21 protein-coding genes and 2 tRNA genes are annotated in these 22,526 nt (G+C 70.1%); 11 read left to right on the top strand and 12 right to left on the bottom strand.

What is annotated here, in order from left to right; genetic code table 11:
* Positions 1 to 122: 122 nt before the first annotated feature.
* Positions 123 to 198: transfer RNA gene (locus F0U44_RS10090), tRNA-His, on the bottom strand.
* Positions 199 to 271: 73 nt separating this feature from the next.
* Positions 272 to 892 (bottom strand): oligoribonuclease, encoded by a 621-nt coding sequence (gene orn, locus F0U44_RS10085; RefSeq protein ID WP_149728166.1) that lies wholly within the window; start codon positions 890 to 892, stop codon positions 272 to 274.
* Between the two features lie 81 nt (positions 893 to 973).
* Between orn and F0U44_RS10080 the strand changes: the two genes are divergently transcribed.
* From F0U44_RS10080 to F0U44_RS10070, 3 genes are read left to right on the top strand one after another with little or no spacing between them, the layout of a single operon-like run.
* Positions 974 to 1,462 carry a MauE/DoxX family redox-associated membrane protein gene (locus F0U44_RS10080; RefSeq protein ID WP_149728165.1) on the top strand — a complete coding sequence of 163 codons (489 nt, stop codon included), beginning with the start codon at positions 974 to 976 and terminating at the stop codon, positions 1,460 to 1,462.
* Positions 1,463 to 2,206: a DsbA family protein gene (locus F0U44_RS10075; RefSeq protein ID WP_149728164.1), complete on the top strand. Its 744-nt coding sequence runs from the start codon at positions 1,463 to 1,465 to the stop codon at positions 2,204 to 2,206.
* A complete protein-coding gene (locus F0U44_RS10070) occupies positions 2,203 to 3,231 on the top strand; it encodes an adenosine deaminase (protein WP_149728163.1) in 1,029 nt (342 codons plus the stop codon). The genes F0U44_RS10075 and F0U44_RS10070 overlap by 4 nt, the downstream gene beginning before the upstream one ends.
* A gap of 115 nt (positions 3,232 to 3,346) precedes the next feature.
* Here the strand turns inward: F0U44_RS10070 and F0U44_RS10065 are convergent.
* Together F0U44_RS10065 and F0U44_RS10060 are read right to left on the bottom strand one after the other, a co-directional pair.
* A tRNA-Arg gene (locus tag F0U44_RS10065) sits at positions 3,347 to 3,420 on the bottom strand.
* Positions 3,421 to 3,454: 34 nt separating this feature from the next.
* The gene (locus F0U44_RS10060) at positions 3,455 to 4,867 is read right to left on the bottom strand and encodes an aminopeptidase P family protein (RefSeq protein WP_246160408.1); all 1,413 of its coding nucleotides are present in this window, start codon (positions 4,865 to 4,867) and stop codon (positions 3,455 to 3,457) included.
* Positions 4,868 to 4,938: 71 nt separating this feature from the next.
* Here F0U44_RS10060 and F0U44_RS10055 point away from each other — a divergent pair, with 71 nt between their 5' ends.
* From F0U44_RS10055 to ettA, 5 genes are all read left to right on the top strand, one after another.
* Positions 4,939 to 6,060, top strand: coding sequence for a PrsW family intramembrane metalloprotease (locus F0U44_RS10055; RefSeq protein ID WP_149728162.1), 1,122 nt, complete (start codon positions 4,939 to 4,941; stop codon positions 6,058 to 6,060).
* Positions 6,057 to 7,805, top strand: coding sequence for a GTPase domain-containing protein (locus F0U44_RS10050; protein WP_149728161.1), 1,749 nt, complete (start codon positions 6,057 to 6,059; stop codon positions 7,803 to 7,805). Before F0U44_RS10055 ends, F0U44_RS10050 begins: the two co-directional genes overlap by 4 nt.
* Positions 7,802 to 9,421, top strand: coding sequence for a GTPase (locus F0U44_RS10045; protein ID WP_149728160.1), 1,620 nt, complete (start codon positions 7,802 to 7,804; stop codon positions 9,419 to 9,421). Before F0U44_RS10050 ends, F0U44_RS10045 begins: the two co-directional genes overlap by 4 nt.
* Positions 9,422 to 9,516: 95 nt before the next feature.
* On the top strand, positions 9,517 to 10,047 hold the full coding sequence (locus F0U44_RS10040; RefSeq protein WP_149728159.1) for a single-stranded DNA-binding protein: 531 nt from the start codon (positions 9,517 to 9,519) through the stop codon (positions 10,045 to 10,047).
* A 79-nt stretch (positions 10,048 to 10,126) separates the two neighbouring features.
* Entirely contained in the window at positions 10,127 to 11,809 is a 1,683-nt protein-coding gene (gene ettA, locus F0U44_RS10035) for an energy-dependent translational throttle protein EttA (protein WP_149728158.1), read from the top strand.
* Positions 11,810 to 11,833: 24 nt separating this feature from the next.
* On the opposite strand, the gene F0U44_RS10030 is transcribed toward ettA, so the two are convergent.
* From F0U44_RS10030 to F0U44_RS10020, 3 genes are all read right to left on the bottom strand, one after another.
* Positions 11,834 to 13,438: a right-handed parallel beta-helix repeat-containing protein gene (locus F0U44_RS10030; protein WP_149728157.1), complete on the bottom strand. Its 1,605-nt coding sequence runs from the start codon at positions 13,436 to 13,438 to the stop codon at positions 11,834 to 11,836.
* A 35-nt stretch (positions 13,439 to 13,473) separates the two neighbouring features.
* Complete coding sequence (locus tag F0U44_RS10025) at positions 13,474 to 14,001, bottom strand: MarR family winged helix-turn-helix transcriptional regulator (RefSeq protein WP_149728156.1); 528 nt, start codon at positions 13,999 to 14,001, stop codon at positions 13,474 to 13,476.
* A 62-nt stretch (positions 14,002 to 14,063) separates the two neighbouring features.
* Complete coding sequence (locus F0U44_RS10020; protein ID WP_149728155.1) at positions 14,064 to 15,278, bottom strand: acetyl-CoA C-acetyltransferase; 1,215 nt, start codon at positions 15,276 to 15,278, stop codon at positions 14,064 to 14,066.
* 67 nt (positions 15,279 to 15,345) lie between these two features.
* Between F0U44_RS10020 and F0U44_RS10015 the strand changes: the two genes are divergently transcribed.
* A complete protein-coding gene (locus tag F0U44_RS10015) occupies positions 15,346 to 16,254 on the top strand; it encodes an acyl-CoA thioesterase (RefSeq protein WP_246160406.1) in 909 nt (302 codons plus the stop codon).
* Here F0U44_RS10015 and F0U44_RS10010 read toward each other — a convergent pair.
* The 4 genes from F0U44_RS10010 to F0U44_RS09995 all read right to left on the bottom strand — a co-directional run bounded on the left by F0U44_RS10010 (position 16,215) and on the right by F0U44_RS09995 (position 19,002).
* Positions 16,215 to 16,766, bottom strand: coding sequence for an RNA polymerase sigma factor (locus F0U44_RS10010; RefSeq protein ID WP_149728154.1), 552 nt, complete (start codon positions 16,764 to 16,766; stop codon positions 16,215 to 16,217). The genes F0U44_RS10015 and F0U44_RS10010 overlap by 40 nt on opposite strands.
* A gap of 28 nt (positions 16,767 to 16,794) precedes the next feature.
* Entirely contained in the window at positions 16,795 to 17,397 is a 603-nt protein-coding gene (locus F0U44_RS10005; protein ID WP_149728153.1) for a hypothetical protein, read from the bottom strand.
* Between the two features lie 221 nt (positions 17,398 to 17,618).
* Positions 17,619 to 18,011, bottom strand: coding sequence for a globin (locus F0U44_RS10000; protein WP_149728152.1), 393 nt, complete (start codon positions 18,009 to 18,011; stop codon positions 17,619 to 17,621).
* A 7-nt stretch (positions 18,012 to 18,018) separates the two neighbouring features.
* The gene (locus tag F0U44_RS09995; RefSeq protein WP_149728151.1) at positions 18,019 to 19,002 is read right to left on the bottom strand and encodes a mechanosensitive ion channel family protein; all 984 of its coding nucleotides are present in this window, start codon (positions 19,000 to 19,002) and stop codon (positions 18,019 to 18,021) included.
* Positions 19,003 to 19,085: 83 nt separating this feature from the next.
* Between F0U44_RS09995 and F0U44_RS09990 the strand changes: the two genes are divergently transcribed.
* A complete protein-coding gene (locus tag F0U44_RS09990; protein ID WP_149728150.1) occupies positions 19,086 to 19,442 on the top strand; it encodes a hypothetical protein in 357 nt (118 codons plus the stop codon).
* A gap of 6 nt (positions 19,443 to 19,448) precedes the next feature.
* The gene (locus tag F0U44_RS09985; RefSeq protein ID WP_149728149.1) at positions 19,449 to 19,811 is read left to right on the top strand and encodes a DUF5130 family protein; all 363 of its coding nucleotides are present in this window, start codon (positions 19,449 to 19,451) and stop codon (positions 19,809 to 19,811) included.
* Between the two features lie 14 nt (positions 19,812 to 19,825).
* Here F0U44_RS09985 and pepN read toward each other — a convergent pair whose 3' ends face one another.
* Positions 19,826 to 22,402, bottom strand: coding sequence for an aminopeptidase N (gene pepN / locus F0U44_RS09980; protein WP_149728148.1), 2,577 nt, complete (start codon positions 22,400 to 22,402; stop codon positions 19,826 to 19,828).
* Between the last annotated feature and the right edge of the window lie 124 nt (positions 22,403 to 22,526).

Below are 22,526 nucleotides of genomic sequence, written 5' to 3'. Positions count from 1 at the left end.
CTCGCTGAAGCAGTGGGAGGAGCGGTGGGCGAAGTGAAGTGAGCGCCTGCCACTCCCTTGAAATGCAAGGAGCCTCTGACCTGGTTTCCCAGGTCAGAGGCTCCTTTGCCCTCACGGGCGCTTGGGGTGAGTAACGGGACTTGAACCCGCGACATCCGCCACCACAAGGCGGCGCTCTACCAGCTGAGCTATACCCACCATGGGCCTTTCGACCGAGGACGAGTGTAGTGGCCCCTGGCCCTGACTACAGAATTGGTATCCGTTGTTCGGGCTACTTGGCCGGTCCGAGCCCGGTGATCGACCCGCCGTGCCGCTCAGCGGCGGCCTTCGCGGCCTCGGTGTCCGGGCCGGGAAGCGGCACGAAGACGGTGTCGCGGTAGTAGCGCAGCTCCTCGATGCTCTCCTGGATGTCGGCGAGCGCGCGGTGGTTGCCCCGCTTGGTGGGAGCGCCGAAGTAGGCGCGGGGGTACCACCGACGGGAGAGCTCCTTGATCGAGCTGACGTCGACGATCCGGTAGTGGAGGAACGCGTCGAGCTGCGTCATGTCGCGGGCGAGGAAGCCGCGGTCGGTCGCCACCGAGTTGCCCGCAAGCGGGGGACGGCTGTCGGGCGGGCAGTGCTGGGCGAGGTAGGCCATCACCTGCTCCTCAGCCTCGGCGAGCGTCACGCCGCCGGCGAGCTCCTCGAGGAGGCCCGAGGTCTCGTGCATGTTGCGGACGAAGTCGATCATCTGGTCGAGGGCCTCGGCCGGCGGCTTGATGATGATGTCGACGCCGTCACCGAGCACGTTGAGGTCGAAGTCGGTGACCAGGGCGGCGACCTCGATCAGCGCGTCGGCACCGAGGTCGAGCCCGGTCATCTCACAGTCGATCCAGACCAGTCGCTCGTTCACGGGGGCACCCTACGCCGTCGCGCCGACTGCTCTGATCTCTCCTCAGGGTCGGTTCAGGGGCGTGGCCTAGTCTCAGCCAGCATGGAGGGCAGGGCACACGCGTGGGTGGGTCTCCTCGCGCGCCTGGTCACCGGAGGCGTGTGGATCGTCGCCGGCGCGCTGAAGGTCACCGATCCGGCATCGAGCATCGCCGCCGTGCGCGCCTACGAGCTGCTGCCGGGTTCGCTCGTCGAGCCGGTCGGTTACAGCCTCCCGGCGGTCGAGCTGGTCGTCGGACTGGCGCTGGTCGTCGGCGCCTTCACCCGCGGCGCAGCCGTGATCTCGGCCCTTCTCTTCGTCGCGTTCATCATCGGGATCGCCTCGGTGTGGGCGCGCGGTATCGAGATCAGCTGCGGCTGCTTCGGCGGAGGCGGTGCGAAGCCGGGCGCCTCGTCGTCGTACCCCTGGGAGATCGCGCGCGACGTCGCCCTTCTCGCCGCCTCCGGCTACCTCGTCCTGTGTCGTCGCACCCGCCTCGCGATCGACAACCTGCTCTTCCGACCCCTGAAGCCGATCACCCAAGGAAGCTGAATGTCCTCGAAGTCCTCGCCCACCGAGAAGGTCGCGACCCGCGCGGCCAAGGCCGCCGAGCTGCGGCGCGAGCAGGAGCGCGCTGAGAAGCGCCGCCGGATGCTGATGATCGGCGGCGTCGCCCTGCTGTTCGTCGTCATCATCGCGGGCGCGATCGTCGTCACGATCCTGAGCAAGAAGGACGTCTCCGCGCCGGCCGCCGGCAAGAGCGACTACGGCGTCACCATCGGCGACGCGGATGCTCCGCACGAGGTGATCATCTACGAGGACTTCGTCTGCCCGTTCTGCGGTGAGCTGGAGAAGAAGACGCACGAGGAGCTTGCTGCGCTCGCCGACGACGGCAAGGTCTTCGTCGACTACCGGCCCTTCGACCTGTTGAGCGGCAACGTCGGCGACTACCCGATCCGCGCAGCCAACGCCTTCGCTGTCGTGCTCGACGCTTCGGGTCCCGAGGTCGCGAAGAAGATGCACGATCTGCTCTACGAGAACCAGCCCGACGAGACCGGGCCGTTCCCGAGCGACGACGACCTGGTCGACCTCGCGGTCGAGGCCGGCGCGAAGGAGTCCGACGTCCGCGACGGCATCGAGAACCTGTCGATGGAGGACTGGGTCACCGGGGCGACCAAGGCTGCCGAGGACGCCAACGTGCACTCGACGCCGACCGTCCTCCTCGACGGCGAGGAGATGACCGGGTTCTCGTCGGTCGACGACATGGCCGACCAGTTGCTGGAGAAGGTGTCATGAGCATCCGCGACGGATTCATCGCCGGCCTCCCGAAGGCCGAGCTCCACGTCCACCACGTCGGGTCCGCGTCGCCGCGGATCGTGAGCGAGCTGGCGGCGCGTCACCCCGGCGCCGTGCCGAGCGACCTCGGCGAGTTGCGGAAGTTCTTCGAGTTCCGCGACTTCGCGCACTTCATCCAGGTCTACCTGGCGGTGGTCGACCTGGTCCGCACGCCCGAGGACATCCGCTACCTGACCTACGAGATCGGGCGCGAAATGGCCGAGGCGCAGTCGTTGAGGTACGCCGAGCTGACCTGCACGCCCTACACCTCGGTCCTTCCGCACGACCCCGACCGCGGGATGGCGATCGAGGCCTACACCGAGGCCATCGAGGACGCCCGGCTCGCCGTCGAGCGCGACTTCGGGCTGGTGCTGCGTTGGATCTACGACATCCCCGGCGAGTCCGGACTGCCGGCCGCGGAGGAGACGGTGCGCTTCGCGCTCGACCACGCGCCCGAAGGCCTGATCGCCTTCGGCCTCGGCGGCCCCGAGGTCGGTGTGGACCGGTCGCAGTTCAAGGACGTCTTCGACCGCGCCCGCGCCGCAGGCCTGCACTCCGTGCCGCACGCGGGGGAGACGACCGGTCCCGAGACGATCTGGACTTCGTTGCGCGACCTCGGCGCCGAGCGCATCGGCCACGGCACCTCCGCTGCGGAGGACCCGGCCCTGCTCGCCCACCTTGCAGCTGAGGGCATCCCACTCGAGGTTTGCCCCTCCTCCAACGTCGCCACCCGCGCCGTCGCCTCCCTCGCGGAGCACCCGCTGCCTAAGTTCGTCGAGGCCGGGGTGATCGTCACGATCAACTCCGACGACCCGCCGATGTTCGGGACGACCCTGAACAACGAGTACGCCATCGCCGCCGATCTGCTCGGTCTCGACGAGTCGGGCGTGGCCGATCTGGCGCGGGCCGCCGTACGGGCTTCCTGGGCGCCCGACGACGTGAAGACCCGGGTGCTCGGCGAGATCGACGCCTACGCCGGGTCGTAACCGGCTCTCAAAAATGCTTTGGGCCCCGGGGGCTCATACTCCCCGGGGCCAGTGCCATCTTCACCCGGCACGCCGGTTGATCATCGGAGGCGCGCCGGGTCGGCGCGTCGTTGAGCGCCCCCGGCAGGACTCGAACCCGCAACCCGTCAGGTAGAAGCTGACTGCGCTATCCAGTTGCGCCACGGGGGCTGGACGCGGACGAGTATTCCATCCGGGGACGGGTTCACCCGCGCAGGCGGGCCATCCACTCCTCGACGGCGTCGGCCTCGCGGGGGAGGGCCGCCGACAGGTTGCGGACGCCGTCGGCGGTGACGACGACGTCGTCCTCGATCCGGATGCCGATGCCTCGGAGCTCCTCGGGGACGAGCAGGTCGTCCTCCTGGAAGTAGAGGCCGGGCTCGACGGTCAGGACCATGCCCTCGGCGAGGATGCCGTCGCGGTAGGACTCGGGGGCGGCGCGGCCGCAGTCGTGGACGTCCATGCCGAGCATGTGGCTGGTGCCGTGGAGGGTCCAGCGGGCATAGACCTTCGACTCGGGGTCGAGCGCCTCCTCCGCGGAGACGGGGAGCAGGCCGAGGTCGGCGAGGCCGTGGGCCAGGATCTCCATGGCGGCGTCGTGGCCGGCGAGGAACGGCTGCCCGGGTCGTAGTGCGGCGATGCCGGCGTCCTGAGCGCGGAGCACGAGTGTGTAGAGGTCGCGCTGCAGCGGGGAGTAGGTGCCGTTGACCGGGATCGTGCGGGTGACGTCGGCGGTGTAGAGGTTGTGGCCCTCGACGCCCATGTCGAGGAGGGCGAGCTCGCCGGGGACGATGCGGCCGGTGTTCTCGATCCAGTGCAGCGTGGTGGCGTGGGCGCCGCCGGCGACGATCGAGTCGTAGCCGATGTCGTTGCCCATGGCTCGCGCGCGGCGGAAGAAGGTGCCCTCAAGCCAGCGCTCGCCGAACTCCAGCACCCGATCCCACTCGCGCACGGAGTCCTCGAACCCGAGCGTCGTGATGTCGCACGCGGTCTGGAGCTCGCCGAGCTCCCACTCGTCCTTGATGAGCCGCATCTCGGAGACGACGCGCGCGAGGTCGGTGTCGAGCGTCTCGTCGGGAGCGACGAGCTTGTCGACCTCGGCGGAGACGCCGCGGTGCACGCGGGTCTTGGTCGAGACCGACAACGCGTCGGCGAGCTCGTCGAGGTGGCGCACCGGCAGCCCGAGAGAGGCCTCGATCTCGCCGAGGGAAGCGCGGCGGCCGACCCACAGGGCGCCGTACTGCCGGTCGCGGAAGAACTCATCGCTGTCGCGACCCGAACCGGGTCGCGCGTAGAGCACCGAGGAACCGTCGGGCTCCACGACGAGTACGGCGTCGGAGGTCTGGTTGCCCGAGAAGTAGGTGTGCGCGGTGTCGGACCGGAAGCGGTAGTCGGTGTCGTTGGAACGGACCTTGAAGGTGCCCGCCGGCAGGACCAGGCGCTCGCCGGGGAAGGTGGCCGCCAGGCGCGCCCTCCGGGCGGAGGCGGGAGACGAGATCGGATGTTGCGCGACCTCCAGCTCACGCTCGTCCCACCCGGTGCGCATGAAGGCCGCGTAGGCCTCCGGGACGCTCGGGTCGTGGCTCTCGGTCTTCGGCTCCTTCTGCGCGTCGTTCACGCGATCCACTGTAACTTCTCCTGGCGAACGCGCGATCGGCCGCAAGGCACCGCCCCGATAGGCTGGAGCACATGCCCGGAGCCCGCCGCGACAGCGTTGCCTTCACGGTCTTGGTGACCGTGGCGGTGGCTGTCGGCGCGCTCCTGATGCTGGTGATCCTGGCGCTGTCCGGTGCCCCCACGATCATGGTCCTCGCGACCGGCCTGGCCGCCCTCCCGGTCGGCCCCGTGGTGGCCGTCTACCTCTGGCTCGACCGCTACGAGCCCGAGCCGAAGCTGCTGCTCGCCTACGCGCTGCTGTGGGGCGCCTTCGTCGCGACCATCGCAGCGCTGGTCGTGCAGGGGATCGGCGGCTTCGTCGTCGGCATCACCGACACGACCTCGCTCGCGGTCGTCGCGCCGGTGACCGAGGAGGCCAGCAAGGGCGCCTTCCTCCTGCTGCTGCTCTGGTGGCGTCGCGCTGAGCTCGACGGTGTCCTCGATGGCCTCGTCTACGCCGGCCTGGTCGGGGTCGGCTTCGCCTTCACCGAGAACATCCTCTATCTCGCCGCGGCCTACGGCGGCACCGACGGCACGGGGCCCGGGGGCGTGGCGGGAGTGACGACGCTCTTCGTCCTGCGCTGCGTGTTCAGCCCGTTCGCCCACCCCCTCTTCACGGCTTTCACGGGCATCGGTCTCGGCATCGCGGTCGGGTCGCGCAACCGGGCCGTCCAGGTGCTCGCCCCGATCGGCGGCTACCTCTGCGCGGTCGCCGCGCACGCGGCGTGGAACACCTCGACGGTGTTCGGCTTCGGCAGCTTCGCCCTCGCCTACCTCGTCCTCATGGTCCCCGCCTTCGTCGGCATGATCTGCCTGGCCGTCTGGGCCCGCAGCCGGGAGCGCCAGATGCTCACGGCGGCCCTCGACGACGCCGCGTCGCGCGGGCTCATCCCGGCGACCGACATCGGCTGGCTGGTCGACCTCCGGGCGAGGGGAGTGGCGCGTCGTCACGCCCGCACCCAGGGCGGTGAGCAGGCCGCGAAGGCGATGCGGGACTATCAACAGGCCGCCATCGAGCTCGGGTTCCTGCATCACCGACTGCTGCGCGGCACCGCGCCGAAGGACTGGCAGGCCCGCGGTCAGGACTTCTTGGAGCGCATCCAGGCGAACCGTCCCGGATTCGCCTTCCCCGGACAGGTGGTACCCCAACGATGAGCACGTCCCCCAGGGACAACGAGCGCGACGAGATGACCGGCAGCCGCATGCTGACCGCTCTCGTGCGGCTGCGGGGCGCCCTGCAGACGGCCGCTCTGCCGCTCGACCTGCCCGGCGTGGCAGGGCTGCGCGAGCACCGGCAGCAGGTCATCGACCAGCTCGAGGACTACGTCATCCCGCGACTCATGTCGCTGGACGCACCGTTGCTCACCGTTGTCGGCGGCTCGACCGGTGCCGGCAAGTCGACGCTCGTCAACACGGTCGTCGGTCACCGGGTCACCGCTCCTGGCGTGCTCCGGCCCACGACCCGGTCGCCTGTCCTCGCCCACCATCCCGACGACGCGCAGTGGTTCGGCCAGGACCGGTTGCTGCCGGACCTGCGTCGCGTCACCCACCCCACCAACGACCACGACTGCATCCAGCTCGTCGCGACCGAGGCGGTGCCCCAGGGCATCGCCATCCTCGACGCGCCCGACGTCGACTCGGTCGAGGAGCGCAACCGGATCCTCGCCGGTCAGCTGCTCGCGGCTGCCGACCTGTGGCTCTTCGTCACGTCGGCCGCGCGCTACAGCGACCAGGTGCCGTGGGAATACCTCAAGATGGCCGCCGAGCGCTCGACCTCGGTGGCACTGGTGCTCGACCGCACGCCCGACGAGGCGGTCGAGACCGTGTCGGGCCACCTCGCACGGATGATGGCCTCGCGCGGCCTCAAGGACTCGCCTCTCTTCGCCGTCCCCGAGGGACAGGTCACCGACGAGGGCCTGCTCCCGACGGCTCACGTCGCGGAGATCCGGTCGTGGCTCGAGGCCCTCGCCGCCGACAAGATCGCACGCAACGCGATCGTCCAGCAGACCGTCGGCGGCTCGATCCGCATCCTGACTCGGCGCCTCTACCAGCTCGCCGATGCCGCTGACGAGCAGCTGATCGCCATCGGAGACCTGTCGACCCTGGTCGAGCGGCAGTACGACATCGTCACCAAGCACCTCACCACCGCCGTCACCGACGGCACCCTCATGCGCGGCGACCTGCTCACCCGCTGGCAGGAGTTCGTCGGCAGCGGCGAGCTGATCCAGTCGCTGGAGGCGCGGGTCGGCTTCGTGCGCGAACGACTGGTCAACGCGATCAAGGGCAAGCCGCAGCAGGCCGAGCGGGTCGCTGTCGCGGTCGAGACCGGTCTCGAGACCCTGATCGTCGAGCACGGCGAGACCGCCGCCGCCCGGGCTGCGGTGGCCTGGCGGTCGACGACGTACGGCGCCCAGCTGGTCGAGGCGGCCAACGAGGACCTCTCGCGGGCGACCCGCGACCTGCGCCGCCGCGCCGTCGCCGAGATCCAGGCCTGGCAGGGCGAGCTCCAGGAGCTGGTGCGTAGCGAGAGTGGCGACGCCCGCGCCTCGGCCCGCTTCCTCGCGGTCGGCGTGCGCGGCCTCGCGGTCGCCCTCGCGGTGGTGGTCCTCGGCGGCGAGCAGCCACCGGCCGCGGCCTCGGAGTCGCTCCGGCTGGGTGTCCGGCTCCTCGAGACGGTCCTCGGCCCCGGCACGGCCGGGCTGCTCCGCCACAAGGCTCGCGCATCCCTCGAGCAGCGGATCGAAACTTTGCTCGCCGGCGAGCGCAACCGTTACGTTGCACCGGCTGACCAGTGGCAGCTCTCGTCCGACGCCGGCGAGCAGCTGCGCGCGGCTGCGCGGCGGGTCGACGACCTCCGCTACGCCGCGACGACGCCCAAATCCCCCGGAGGACATCTGTGACCCAGACGGATGGTGACGCACGCGAGCTGCGTGACATCGCCACCCGAGGCACCGCGATCGGCGCGCGGCTTCAGGGACTCGAGAAGGCGGTCGCGGCGGCTCGCGGGCGCCTCGATGAGACGCTGCTCGACGAGACCATCGCGACGGTCGAGCGGGCGACCGGGCGGCTGCGGCTGTCGGCGCACCACACCGTCGTGGCGATCGCCGGAGCCACGGGTTCGGGCAAGTCCTCGACGTTCAACGCGCTGACCGGGCTGGAGCTTTCCTCGACCGGCGTCCGCCGTCCGACCACGTCGTGGGCCACCGCCTGCGTGTGGGGGAGCGAGGGCGCTGCGGAGGTGCTCGACTGGCTCGGCATCCCGCCGCGTCACCAGACGATGCGCGACTCGATGCTCGACACCAAGCGCGACGACAAGGCGCTCGAAGGCGTCGTCCTCATGGACCTGCCCGACCACGACTCGACCGAGGTGTCCCACCACCTCGAGGTCGACCGGCTCGTCGAGCTCGCCGACCTCCTGATCTGGGTCGTCGACCCGCAGAAGTACGCCGACGCAGCCCTCCACGATCGCTACCTGGCGCCCTACAACACCCACGCCGGGGTGATGCTGGTCGTCCTCAACCACATCGACACCATCGCGCCCGAGAAGCGGCAGGGGATGGTCGACGACCTCAAGCGGTTGCTGGCGGCCGACGGCCTGTCGGCTGTGAAGGTGATCCCGCTGAGCGCCCGGCACGGAATCGGTGTCGAGGAGCTGCGGCAGGAGGTCGCCTCCCGCGTCGAGCAGAAGCGCAGCACGACGGTGCGGGTCGAGGCCGACGTCACCGCCGCTGTCGGACGTCTCGAGCGGGCCGGCGGCGACGCAGCCGCCCGCGAGCTCGGCACCGCGCAGGCGCAGACTCTCGAGGAGCGCGTCGCCGAGGCGGCCGGTGTGCCGACCATCGCGGCCGCCGTCGAGCGCACCGTCCGCACCCGGGCCGCACGTGCGATCGCCTGGCCGCCCTTCGCCGTCGTCGCGGGCCTGGGCCGTCGACGGTCCGACGACCTGCTCTCCGGCTACCACCAGGGATCCCCGCAGGCCGTCGCCGTACAGCGCGCATCGGTCGACAACGGCATCCGCGCCCTGGCCGACGAGACGGCGCAGGGCCTTGCAGCACCGTGGGCGTCGGCCGTCCGCGACGCCGCCACCGCGCGGCTCGAGGAGACCGACGACGCCCTGGACCGCGGCCTGTCTGCTGTCGACCTCCGAGCCGACCGGGTACCGGGTTGGGTGGGCGTGGTGCGCCTCCTCCAGTGGCTCCTCTTCCTGGCGGCCCTCGCCGGCGGCGGCTGGTGGGTCTTCCTCGTCGTGCAGGGCACGGTCGACGACGCTCCCGAGGTGTCGGGCGTCCCGCTGGCGGCGATCGTCCTCGGCGCCGGGCTGGCGTTGGGACTGCTGCTGTGGCTCGTCTTCCGACCGTTGGTCGGTGGAGCGGCGCGCCGCCGTGGCGACGATGCCGATGCCGAGCTGCGTGAGGTCGTGACGCGGGTGGTCGGGCAGCAGGTGGTCGTCCCGGTCAATCGAGTGCTGGCGTCCTACTCCGCGTTCCGCGCGGGCCTCGCCCAGGCGCAGCAGTAGCCGGTCCGAGGCCACCCACCGTCCACAGGGCGGCGGCGCGGCCTCGCTCCTCCACAGGCGGATCGCCGGTCCCGGCTGGTTGTCGGGGTCCTCGCGTGAACTCCGTCGTGTCCGGTCGCGAGGGCGACCGGGGATACCGGAGGACAGACATGATCAACGACACGATGGTGACCATCCAGGGCTGGATCGGTAGCGAGCCCCAGCTGCGCGAGGTCGCGGGCACGAGCGTGGCCAACTTCCGCGTCGGCTGCACGCCCCGACGCTTCAACCGGACCCGGCAGGAGTGGGTCGACGGAGCGACGCAGTGGTACGGCGTGAGCGCCTGGCGCGTCCTCGGTGAGCACTGCAAGCGCTCGCTCCGCGTCGGTGACGCCGTCATCGTCCATGGGCGGCTCACCGCGCGCACCTTCGATCGCAACGGAGTGGAGGCGACCGCGCTCGAGATCGACGCGGTCGTGGTCGGCCACGACCTGACGCGAGGCGTCACCTCGTTCAGTAAGACGGTCGGCAACGCCCGCCGCGACGGTGGGCAGGACGACGCCCAGCGGGACCAGCATGGGGTGGCGGTCGTCGACCCGTGGGAGACGAGCGAGGACACGCAGCCCGCCGTGGCCGGCGCCGCCTGAGCCCGACGGGTGGCGCTCGGGACCGGCGAGGCGACCCCGAGCCGGTCCCGGCCCGGGCCGGGCCGTAGGCTCAGCCAACGTGGCTGAGTATGTCTACACCCTGCGCAACGTCCGTAAGGCTCACGGCGACAAGGTTGTCCTCGACAACGTGACGCTGTCGTTCCTGCACGGCGCCAAGATCGGCGTCGTCGGACCCAACGGCGCGGGTAAGTCCTCGCTGCTCAAGATCATGGCGGGCCTCGACAAGCCCAACAACGGCGACGCGATCCTCGACCCCGACGCGACGGTCGGCATGCTCCAGCAGGAGCCGCCGCTGACCGAGGGCAAGACGGTCCTGGAGAACGTCGAGGAGGCCGTCCACGACATCAAGTCGAAGATGAAGCGCCTCGAGGACGCCTACATGGAGATGGGCGACCCCGACGCCGACCAGGACGCCCTCATGGCCGAGACCGGCGACCTGCAGACCTACCTCGACAACATCGGGGCCTGGGACGTCGACAGCCGGCTCGAGCAGGCCATGGACGCACTGCGCTGCCCGCCGTCGGACGCGCTGGTCGACAACCTCTCCGGAGGTGAGCGTCGCCGGGTCGCGCTCTGCAAGCTGCTCCTGCTGCAGCCCGACCTGCTGCTTCTCGACGAGCCCACCAACCACCTCGACGCCGAGTCGGTCCAGTGGCTCGAGGGCCACCTGAAGTCCTACCCGGGCGCCGTCTTGGCGATCACCCACGACCGCTACTTCCTCGACAACGTCGCCGAGTGGATCGCCGAGATCGACCGCGGCAGCATCCACGGCTACGAGGGCAACTACTCCACCTACCTGGAGACCAAGAAGGACCGCCTCAAGATCGAGGGCGCCAAGGACGCGAAGCGCGCCAAGATGCTGGAGAAGGAGCTCGAGTGGGTCCGCTCCAACGCCAAGGCGCGGCAGACGAAGAGCAAGTCGCGTCTGGCCCGCTACGAGGAGCTCGCGGCTGAGGCCGAGAAGGCCCGCAAGATCGACACCTCCGAGATCAACATCCCGCCGGGCCCGCGGCTCGGTGACGTGGTGCTCGACGTCAAGGGCCTCACCAAGGGCTTCGAGGGCCGCACGCTCTGGAACGACGTGTCCTTCACCCTCCCGCGCGCCGGCATCGTCGGCATCATCGGTCCCAACGGCGTCGGCAAGACCACGCTGTTCCGGATGATCACCGAGCAGGAGGCGCCCGACGCCGGGGCAGTCAACGTCGGGCAGACGGTCAAGATCTCCTACGTCGACCAGAGCCGTGGCGGCATCGACCCGCAGAAGAACGTCTGGGAGGTCGTCTCCGACGGCCTCGACTTCATCAAGGTCGCCAACTTCGAGATGAACTCGCGCGCCTACGTCGCCTCCTTCGGCTTCAAGGGTCCCGACCAGCAGAAGAAGGCCGGCGTCCTCTCCGGTGGTGAGCGCAACCGGCTCAACCTGGCGCTGACGCTCAAGATGGGCGGCAACCTGCTGATCCTCGACGAGCCGACCAACGACCTCGACGTGGAGACGCTGTCCTCCCTCGAGGACGCCCTGCTCGACTTCCCCGGCTGCGCCGTGGTCACCTCCCACGACCGGTGGTTCCTCGACCGCGTCGCGACCCACATCCTCGCGTGGGAGGGCGACGACGAGGACGAGGCCAAGTGGTTCTGGTTCGAGGGCAACTTCGCGTCCTACGAGGAGAACAAGATCGAGCGCCTCGGCGCCGAGGCGGCACGCCCGCACCGGGTCACGCACCGCCGCCTCACCCGCGACTGAGGCTCTCCCGCAGGGGAGACCTGATCAGCGACGGGTCACCCGGATCCGGACGACGTCGCGGATCTTGTCCTGGAGCGGGTTGTGCACGCCGTGCAGGGCCCAGACCGCCGTCCCCGAGGCCGCCTCGGTGACGGTCACCTTGAGGACGAGGTCGACCGTTGCGCCGGCCGCGACCCCCGACTGCAGCAGGTTGCCCGAGTGGACCAGGGACGTCACGTCCCGGCCGGCGAGGTACCAGTTCCAGCGGAAGCCCGTCGTGGTGGTGATCTGATCGGCGAACGACCAGTTGTCCACCGTGTTGCCGGCGTTGGTGACCGACACGCGGTAGCTCACCGTGCGTCCGGGAGCGACGATGCTCGCCACGGTCTGGTCGGCGCCGGTCGTGTTGACCACGCCTGCTCCCCGGGTGATCCCAGCAGGGTTGGTCACGGTCGCGTCCACTCGGAAGACCGGGTCCCCGTGGCCACCGTCCGGCTGAATCGCAGCCGGCCCCTTGCCGATGCAGGCGCTGCCCGGCGTGAGCCGAACGCCTGCGAAGGTCGGGTTGACCGTCTGGTTGTCGTGCGCCGCGTAACCGTCGCCCGTGAGGGCCGGGTCGCCGGGAGCGAAGCAGTTGTGGTGGATGTCGTTGCCGTAGGTGGGGGACCCGGCCGGGAAGAAGCCGTAGACCTGTGAGGGGTTCTGCTCTGGACGCCAGTCGGTCACCCGCTCGATGAAGATGTTGTCGCGGACGTCGGTGTTCTCGGACTTGAGCGTGCCGGTCACGACACTGGCCTTGGAACGGCACGCGCCCGTGCACGAGAGCGAGCTGCCGATGTTGAGGTGGGTCGCGTTGCGGGCGAAGAGGTTGTGGTGGATCTGCGCGCCGTCGTTGCTCGGCCACAGCTGGAGGCCGCGGTACTTGTTGTCCCGGATGATGTTCTCGTCGATCAGCGCGTTGGCGGTGTGGTTGAGGTAGATGCCGTGAGCCCCGGACTCGCCCTGGTCCCCGGTGCCGTAGGTGATCCCCGGTGAGGTGCCGCAGTCGTGGATCTCGTTGAACCGGATCTGCAGGTCGTCGGCGCGCACGGCGGGCGACTGGTCGAGCTGGTCGCGGAAGCCGCCGATGATGCAGTTGCCCCACGGGTTGGACACCTCGTTGTGCAGCAGCCGCACGCGGTCGCCGCGGAGGATCAGGATCCCGGCACCCTTCTTGCCCGGGTAGCCGACGAAGTCCAGGTCGGTGAGGTCGACGTCGTGCGCGGTGTCGCGCACCTCGATCTGACCCTGCAACGTCGTGCCCGGGCCCTCGGCCGTGATGACGATCGGCGAGCCCGCCGTACCGCTGCCCTTGATGATCCCGTTGCCGTCGCCGAGCGCCTTGTAGACCTGGCCGGCGACGAGGCATCCGACCTGTCCGGGCTGGAGGTTGAGGGAGAGCACGCCGAGCGAGCGGTACGGCGCCGCCTTCGTCCCCGGGTTGGAGTCAGATCCGCTCGTCGCGACGTACTTGTGGCACGTGACCGCGGCGTCAGCCGCCGACGGCGCGAGAAGAGGTGTCGCCAGGCCGCCGACGGTGGACAGCAGGCCGAGCGTCGCGGTGGCGATGCGGGTGCGGGAGGAGGTCGAGTGCGGGGCGGTCTGCTTCATGACCACCACCTTGGTGGCGGCCGCTTAGCGTTCGCTTACCGCCCGTCGCGCATCTCTCGGCCGGGGTGGTCGACGATCAGCCGGTCGCTGACCGCGTCCATGACGCGCCCGAGGGCGGCGAAGTCGGCGTCGTCGACCAGGTCGACGAGGTAGTCGCGCACGCCGGCCACGTGGGTGGGGGCGACGTTGCGCAGGATCAGGTCACCGCGCTCGGTCATCCGGCAGATCACGCCGCGGCCGTCGTCGGACGCCGAGCAGCGCGAGACCAGGCCGTCGGCCTCCATCCGCTTGACCGTGTGGGTCACCCGGCTGCGGCTGTGGGCCAGGGAGTCAGCGAGCTGGGCCATCCGCAGCTCGCCTCCCGACTCGGAGAGCCGGACGAGGATCTCGTAGTCGACGAGGGAGAGGTCGTGCTGCTGGCGGAGGTCGTCGTCGAGCCGGTCGAAGAGCAGCGTCGTGCCGAGCACGAGTGCGCGCCACGCCTGCTGCTGACGGTCGTCGAGCCACCGGGGTGCGCGCTTCTTCCACGCCTCCCGCGTCGCCTCGTGGTCCGCCTCGGTCACCTGGGCAGTCTAGGGGTGACCGAGGCGGGCGAAGTGGTGAAGCGCTGGGTCGAAGAGCTGGGTCAGCTCATCCGCTCGAGGATCATCGCCATACCCTGGCCGCCACCGACGCACATGGTGATGAGGCCGGTCGACTTGTCGTGCCAGTCGAGCGAGTTGAGCATCGTGTTCTGGAGGCGAGCACCGGTCATGCCGAACGGGTGGCCGACCGCGATGGCGCCGCCGTTGACGTTGAGGCGGTCGAGGTCGATGCCGAGCTCCTGGTAGGAGGGCACGACCTGGGCGGCGAACGCCTCGTTGATCTCGACGAGGTCGATGTCACCGATGCTCATGCCGGCGTAGCGCAGCGCGTTCTTGGTCGCCTCGACCGGGCCGAGGCCCATGATCTCGGGGGAGAGGCCGCTGACGCCGGTCGACACGATGCGCGCAAGCGGGGTGAGGCCCAGCTCGGCGGCCTTGGTGTCGGACATGATCACGACGGCGGCAGCACCGTCGTTGAGCGGGCAGCAGTTGGCCGCGGTGACGACACCGTCGGGGCGGAAGACCGGGTCGAGCGCCGCGGCGGCCTCGTAGGTGACGCCCGCGCGCGGACCGTCGTCCTTGGTGACGACAGTGCCGTCGGCGAGCGTGACCGGCGTGATCTCGCGCTCCCAGAAGCCGTCGGCGATCGCCTTCTCGGCCAGGTTCTGCGACCGGACACCGAACTCGTCGAGCTCCTGGCGGCTCAGGCCGCGCATGCGGGCGACATTCTCGGCCGTCTGGCCCATGGCGATGTAGATGTCGGGGAGCAGGCCGTCCTCACGCGGGTCGTGCCAGTCCTGGCCGCCCTTGGCGTAGTCCTCGGTGCGCGCCTGCGCGTCGGCGAAGAGCGGGTTCTTGGTGTTGGGGATGTGGTCCGACGTACCGAACTGGTAGCGGCTCACCGTCTCGACACCGGCGGAGATGAAGACGTCGCCCTCGCCGGCCTTGATCGCGTGGAAGGCCATCCGCGAGGTCTGGACGGAGGAGGAGCAGTAGCGGGTGATCGTGGCGCCGGGGATCTCGTAGCCCATCAGCGAGGTGACGATGCGGGCCATGTTGTTGCCGGCCTCGCCGCCGGGGAGACCACAGCCGAGGTAGAAGTCGTCGATCGTGGTGGGGTCGAGCGCCGGGATCTTCGCCAGCGCGGCGTTGGCGATCAACGCCGTCAGGTCGTCGGGACGGAAGTCCTTGAGCGAACCCTTGTTGGCCCGGCCGATGGGGGTGCGGGCAGCAGAAACGATGACGGCCTCGGGCATGGGGACTCCTCGATGAGTGACGGCTGAACCAGCCCAGAGTAGTAGGGAGGGACTGGAACCTGTTGCAGTGGTCGGCCGTGGAACGATGCTGGACGTGCGCCACCGCTACGTGTGCCCGATCCGCTGGGCCGACCTCGACCTGCTCGGTCACGTCAACAACGTGCGCTACGTCGACTATCTCCAGGAGGCGCGGGTCGACCTGCTCAGGGCGCACCGCTGGCCCGAGACCGCCGGCGACGACGACGCCACCGCGGCGCTGGCCGACGCGATCATCGTGGGTCGTCACGAGGTGACCTACCGGGCGCCGCTGCTCTTCAGCGACCAGCCGGTGCTCATCGAGTGCTGGGTGACCGAGCTGCGTGCGGGCTCCTTCACCCTCGCCTACGAGGTCTTCCACGAGGACGAGGCCGGGGTCCGGGTCGTCTATGCGGTGGCGAGCACCGTGCTGGCGCCGTACCGCTTCGACATCGAGAGCCCGCGCCGGCTGAAGCCGGAGGAGCGCACCGTCCTCGAGGCCTACCTGGAGCCTGTTCCCCGAGAGCGTCCAGCGCCCGTCGTCATCGATCGCGACCGAGCCAGCCACTACCCGGTCCAGGTGCGCTTCAGCGATGTCGACGTCTACCGCCACGTCAACAACGTCGTCTACTTCGAGTACTTCCAGGAGGCTCGGGTCCGGATGTTCAGCGAGCTCGGGCGCGGGCTCCCCGGCAGCGAGTCGCTGCAGATCGTGCTCGCCCAGGTCGACGTCGACTACCTCGCCCCGATCCTGCTCCGTGCCGAGCCCTACGACTGCTGGTCGCAGATCGCCCAGGTCGGCCGGACCTCGGTCGTGATCGAGGCCGAGATCGGTGACGGCGAGCGCGCGTTGGCGCGAGCGAAGGTGGTCCTCGTCTTCTTCGACCCCGAGACCGGCCGTGCCGCCGAGCCGCCGATGGACTACCGCGAGGCACTCGTCGCGGCGCTCGGCGGTTCCTGACCGCGCAGCCGCTTCAGGCCGCGGTGGCGAGCCACTCGTACGGCGACCGCGCTGATCCCGAGCGCTTCGGCCGTCGCCGCCGCGTCGAGCTCGAGCACCTCCATGCAGGTGATCACGTCGCGCTCCCGGGCCGGGAGGGACGCCAGCGCCTCCCGCACCCACTCCGCGCCGGCGAAGACCGACTCGGGGCCCGGGGCCGTCCGGTCGTCGGTCGGCAACGCGGCGGCTGCTGCTTGGCGGCGTCCGCTGCGGCGCCGTGCATTGGCGGCGTGGTTGCGCGCGATGCCGAAGAGCCAGCCGGCGAACTCCGAGGAGTCGCCGTGGAAGTCGGCGATCTTGTGGGCGGCGACGAGCCACGACTCGGCGGCGAGGTCCTCAGGGGTCTCGTCGAGCCCGGACGCCCGGGTCTCCAGCCACAGCAGCAGTCGCCCGGCGTGGGCTCGGTAGAGCGCACGCCAGGCCTCGGGATCGCCGCTCTTGGCCGCGGCGACCAGGTCGTCGTCGGACCTCACCGCTCACATTGTGCAGGGGTCAGGGTGCTCAGTGGTGGCGGGTTCCGTGCGACGTGCCGTGCGACTTGCCGTGGCCCTTCGACTTGCCGTGCCCGTTGCCGTGGGACTTGCCGTGGCCCTTCGACTTGCCGTGGCCGTTGGCGTGGCCGTCCGACCTGCCGTGGTGCGACGCGTGGTGCTCGGGGTCGTGGCCGCGCTTCTGGCCCTTGTCGGCGCCGCGGTGGAGGCCGTTGTCGTGGCGACCCTCCTGGTGCGGGTTGCCGGGGTGAGCGCGCTTGGCCCGCCGGTCCCCGGACTGACCCGGCGGTTCCGGCAGACCCGGCGGCTCGACCTCTGACTCGGTCGCGGCCAGGACCGAAGGGCCTGTGCCTGGTAGCCCCGGGGACCAGGGGCTACCAGGCGCGGAGGCGAGGGCGTCGGACGATGGGGTGCCGACGAAACCTCCTCCGGGGCCCGCCACGCTGCTCGGAGTGTGGGTGGACCGCTCTGCTGGACCAGCCCCGAGACCGGGTCCGGGTACAGCGGCGCCAGCCACCCACGTCGTACCTCCGATGACGGCGGCGGTGACCGTGCCGGCCAACGCACGCGCGCCTGCGCGACGAGCGGTCCGAGCGGCGGGGGTCGAGCGCATGCTCAGCTCCGCCAACTGGTGAAGCAGCACAGGTCCCGGCTCGAGGGTCGGTGGGGCGACCCGGAGCGGTGGGGTGGACCTGGGCATCACTTCGTCTTTCGCTCGAACTCGTCTTGCACCCTTACCTGTCGCGAGCAGGGTCAGGTGTTACACGACCGCGAGAAATCGTCGAAGTGGTCTGGACCACTCGGCCCGGTGGTCAGTGGGTGGCCAGCGGCTGGTCAGCCGGGGGTGTTGATCATGAACGTGGCCGCGTGGGTCACGTAGGCCCAGAACTGCTGGTCCTGCTCCGGGGTGAGGCTGACCGAGTCGAGCGCCGTACGGAAGTGCTGGAGCCAGTGGTCGCGCGCCCGCTCATCGACCGGGAAGGGCGCGTGCCGCATCCGGAGCCGCGGGTGACCGCGCTGCTCGGAGTAGGTCGACGGACCGCCCCAGTACTGCACCAGGAAGAGCAAGAAGCGCTCCTCGGCGGGGCCGAGGTCCTCCTCGGGGTAGAGGGGGCGCAGCACCTCGTCGCCGGCAACGCCCTCGTAGAACTTCGCGACGATGCGCCGGAAGGTCTCGAAGCCGCCGATCTCCTCGTAGTAGGTCTGGGCTCCAGACGGCTCGGTCACGGAACCATCATTCCTCGTCGCCCTCGGAGGCCACGGCGGGGGCCTTGCCGCCACGGGTGTCCTCGCGGTGCCACACGACCCGCTGGGCGAACGGGACCTCGAACCCCTCGTGGTCGAAGCGGGACTTGATCCGCATCCGCAGCTCGCGGGCGACGGCCCACTGCTCCAGGGGAGCGGTCTTAATCATGACTCGCACGGTGACCGCGTCGGCTGCGAGGCTCTCCACGCCGGTGACCTCGGGCTCCTCGATGATGATGCCCTTGTAGTCCTCGTCCTCCCACATGTCGTGCGCGACCTCGCGCAGCACGCGCTGCACCTTCGTGAGGTCCTCGCCGTAGGCGACGCTGACATCGAGGACGGCGCGCGACCAGTTCTGGCTCTGGTTGCCGACGCGCATGATCTCGCCGTTGGGGACGTACCAGACCGTGCCGTTGACGTCGCGCAGCCGGGTCATGCGCAACGTGACCGCCTCGACCGAGCCGACGGCCTCGCCGAGGTCGACGACGTCGCCGACGCCGTACTGGTCCTCCATGAAGATGAAGATGCCCGCGAGGAAGTCCTTCACGAGCGACTGGGCGCCGAAGCCGAGCGCGATGCCGATGATGCCCGCGCTGGCGATGATCGGGGCGATGTTGACCCCGACCTCGCTGAGGATCATCGTGCCGACGACCGCGATCACGACCACCGTGACGATGCTGTTGAAGATCCCGGCCATGGTCCCGGCCCGCTGCGCGCGGCGGGCGCGGGCGAGGGCGTCGAGCCGCTCGGGCATCACGCCGCGCTCGGCACGCACCGAGATCCGGTCGACGACGCGGTGCAACAGCCACCGGATGGCGAGGCCGAAGAGGACCAGGCCGAGGATGGCCAGGGGGGTGCCGATCAGCACCCCGGCCCAGTCCGCGAACCTGCTGTCGCCGGTCCAGTCGAAGACGAGGTCGCAGACCTGCTCGCCGTCGGCACAGGGGTCAGCAGCCAGGGGGAGAGGAACCATCCCCCGAGTGTGGCAAAGACCCTCGTCTCGTTCACACAGGCGTGCCTGTCCGTCGGGGGACCGGAGCCGATATCCTGCGCCCCGTGACCAGCACTGCCGTACGACGCCTGATCGCCGCCGCTGCGCCCGCGGGACTTGCCGTGGCCGCCATCCTCGCCACCGCCGGGCCCGCCTCGGCCGACACGCCGGAGGGCTGGCCTCAGGAGGAGTCGATCGACTTCGTCCACATGATCCTGCTCCTCGGCGGCATCCCCGTGCTCGTCTTCGTCGTCTTGTTCGCGCTGGTCTACGCGCCGGCGCTCGCCCGGGGCGAGTCGGTCAAGCCGGGTGAGCAGCTGCCTGAGAGCCAGTGGCTCGGCGGTCCGCGCAAGTCGGGCGGCGAGCTCGCTGCGCCCGACGGCGACGACTCGAAAGCCGGCGGCGCCGGCGGCACCTGGTAGTCCGAGATGCCCGCAGGTTCACTCACCAGCGCCGAGCAGGCCGCGCTCGACGCCACCATCCGTGCGGCCGAGCAGGAGTGCCGGGCCGAGATCTCGGTCTTCGTCGGTCCGATCGAGGGTCACGACCCGCACACGTTCGCGACGAGCCTCCACAACACGCTCGTGCTGCCCTCGCGCAGCATCCTGGTGATGGTCGACCCCACGATGCGGGTGGTCGAGGTCGTCACCGGCGGCGAGATCCGTCGCCACCTCACCGACACCGAGGCGGCGTTGGCCGTCGAGGAGATGACGCGTTCCTTCGGCGAGGGTGACCTCGCCGGCGGTCTGACCCGCGGCATCCGGCTGCTCGCCGAACACGCGCGGGCCTGACCGCCCCGCTCACATCAGTCGCGAGCGGCGTCCTTGGCCTGAGCCGCGAGGGCTCGTGCCATGTCGGCGCGGCCCTCGGTGACGAAGCGCAGGGCGCCGGGGTTGACGCCGGCGGACTCGTCGGCCAGCCACGCGTCGACCCGTGCCAGCGCCTCGTCCGAGGCGAGGATGCGCGGGAAGATGTATTCCAGCGAGACGGCCGCGCGGTGGGCGCCGAGCCGGTCCCAGGCCAGCGGGGCGTCGGCGAGGTAGCGGTCGACGTACGGCGCCAGCAGTTCCTGCTGACCGTCGCGGTTGAAGGACACCACGACCTGCTTGGCGGTCTCGTTGGGCACCGAGCCGTCGACCATCGCCTGCTCCCAGGCGCGGGCCTTGGCCTCGGCGGTCGGCATCGCGGCCCGGGCCGCCTCGGCGTGCTCCTTGCCCGCGATCGTGTTGTCGTGGGCGAGCTCGCCGTCGATCCGGGCGTCGTCGGCACGGCCGACCCGGGCCAGGTTGTTGAGCAGCGTCCAGCGCAGGTCCTGGTCGACGCTGAGCCCCTCGAAGGTCAGCGAGCCGTCGAGGAGCGCCTCGAGCTCGGCGATGGCGCCGGCGGAGTGGGCGGCACCGGCGTAGGCGCGCACGAAGGTCAGCTGGTGGTCGGTGCCGGGCTCAGCAGCGGCGAGGAGGTCGCGCAGACCCTGCTCCCAACGGGCGCGGAGCGCGGCCTTGTGGGCCGGCGCCGCATATTGCGTGACGGCCTGTGAGGCGAACGCCGGGAAGGCGGTGAGACCCCATGAGTCGGTCTCGGAGCCGATGTTGCCGAGGACCAGCTCGACGAAGTCGGTCGCGGCCAGCTCGGCGTCGCGGGTCATGTCCCATGCGGCGCTCCAGATGAGCGCGCGCGTCAGGGAGTCGCCGCACGCGCCGACGGAGGCTTTCGCGGTCTCCAGGGACCGCTCGTCGAGGCGCACCTTCGCGAAGGTGAGGTCGCCGTCGTTGAGCAGCAGCAGGTCGGGCTGCGCCTTGCCGACCAGCTCGGGGATCTCCGTCAGGCCGCCGACGATGTCGACCTCGACCGCGTCGGTGCGGACCAGCGAGCCGTCGGCCTGCAGGTTGTAGGAGCCGATGCCGATGCGGTGGCGGCGCAGGGTCGGCTGCTCGTCGATAGCGGTCTGGCGGACGGCGAACGAGGCGTAGTTGCCGGCCGCGTCGAGCTCGAAGGTCGGGCTGATCGTGTTGACGCCGGCGGTCTGCAGCCACTCCTTGGCCCAGCCGCTGAGCTCGCGTCCGGAGGCCTTCTCGAGAGCGTCGAGCAGGTCGACGAACTCGGTGTTGCCGTAGGCGTGGTCGCGGAAGTACTCCCGCAGGCCCGACAGGAAGGGCTCGAGCCCGACCCAGGCCACCAGCTGCTTGAGCACCGCCGCGCCCTTGGCGTAGGTGATCATGTCGAAGTTCACCTCGACCGCGTGGAGGTCGACCATGTCGGTGGCGATCGGGTGGGTGCTGGGCAACTGGTCGGCGCGGTAGCCGCGCTGCTTGCGCATGTTGGCGAAGCCGGTCCAGGCGTCGGTGTAGGAGGTCGCCTCGGCCTCGGCGTGGTAGCAGGCCCACTCAGCGAACGACTCGTTGAGCCAGAGGTCGTCCCACCAGCGCATCGTCACGAGGTTGCCGAACCACATGTGGGCCATCTCGTGGAGGATCACCGAGGCGCGGAACTCGTAGAACGAGCGCGGCTGGCGCGAGCGCGGGATGTATTCGTCGCGCAGCGTCACGCAGCCGGCGTTCTCCATCGCGCCCATGTTGTATTCGGGCACGTAGAGCTGGTCGTACTTCTCGAACGGGTAGGGGAAGCCGAAGGCCTCCTCGAAGAACTCGAAACCCTGCTGGGTGAGAAGCACGAGCTCCTCGCGGTCGCGGTCGAGCTCGGCCTGGAGGGACTGGCGCGAGTAGTGGCCCATCGGGATGACGCCGAACGCACCCTCGTAGGTGTCGTGGACCTCGTAGTACTCACCGGCGACGACCGCGGTGATGTAGGTGGACATCCGCTTGGTGGTGGGGAACGTCCACACCGCGAAGCGGTCGTCGGTGCTGGCGACCGGCGCGGGCGTCGGGGCGTTGGACACGACCTTCCAGTGCGCCGGAGCGGTGACGACGAAGTTGAAGACCGACTTGAGGTCGGGCTGCTCGAAGCAGGCGAAGACGCGGCGTGCGTCGGGAACCTCGAACTGCGAGTAGAGGTAGACCTTGCCGTCGGCGGGGTCGACGAAGTGGTGGAGGCCCTCGCCGGTGTGCGAGTAGGTGCAGTCGGCACGCACCACGAGGGTGTTGTCGGCCTGCAGACCGGTGAGCGGGATCCGGCTGTCGACGTAGGCCGACACGTCGATCGGGGCGCCGTTGAGGGTGATCTCGTGGACGGTCGCGTCCACGAGGTCGACCCAGGTCTCGGCGCCGGGTTCACCACAGGTGAACGCGATCGTGGAGGTGGATCCGAAGGTCTGGATGCCGTCAGTCTCAGCCTGGGTGAGGTCGAGCTCGACGGTGTACGACGTGACGTCGATCAGCGCGGCACGGGCGGTGGCCTCGTCGCGCGTGAGGTTGGTTCCGGGCATGCTCCGCATCTTTGCACCGCGCCCCAGATTGTCAGACATCGCCGTGATGAAAGTCGCAAACCACAACGGTGTAACTTTCGAAAGTCAAGCGCGACACGCCCGTGATAGGTGGGTTTTTCGTGGT

Source organism: Nocardioides humilatus, assembly GCF_008373755.1.
GTDB lineage: Bacteria > Actinomycetota > Actinomycetes > Propionibacteriales > Nocardioidaceae > Nocardioides > Nocardioides humilatus.
Note: the sequence above shows the minus strand (reverse complement) of the source record. Positions and strands in the feature narration are given on the sequence as shown.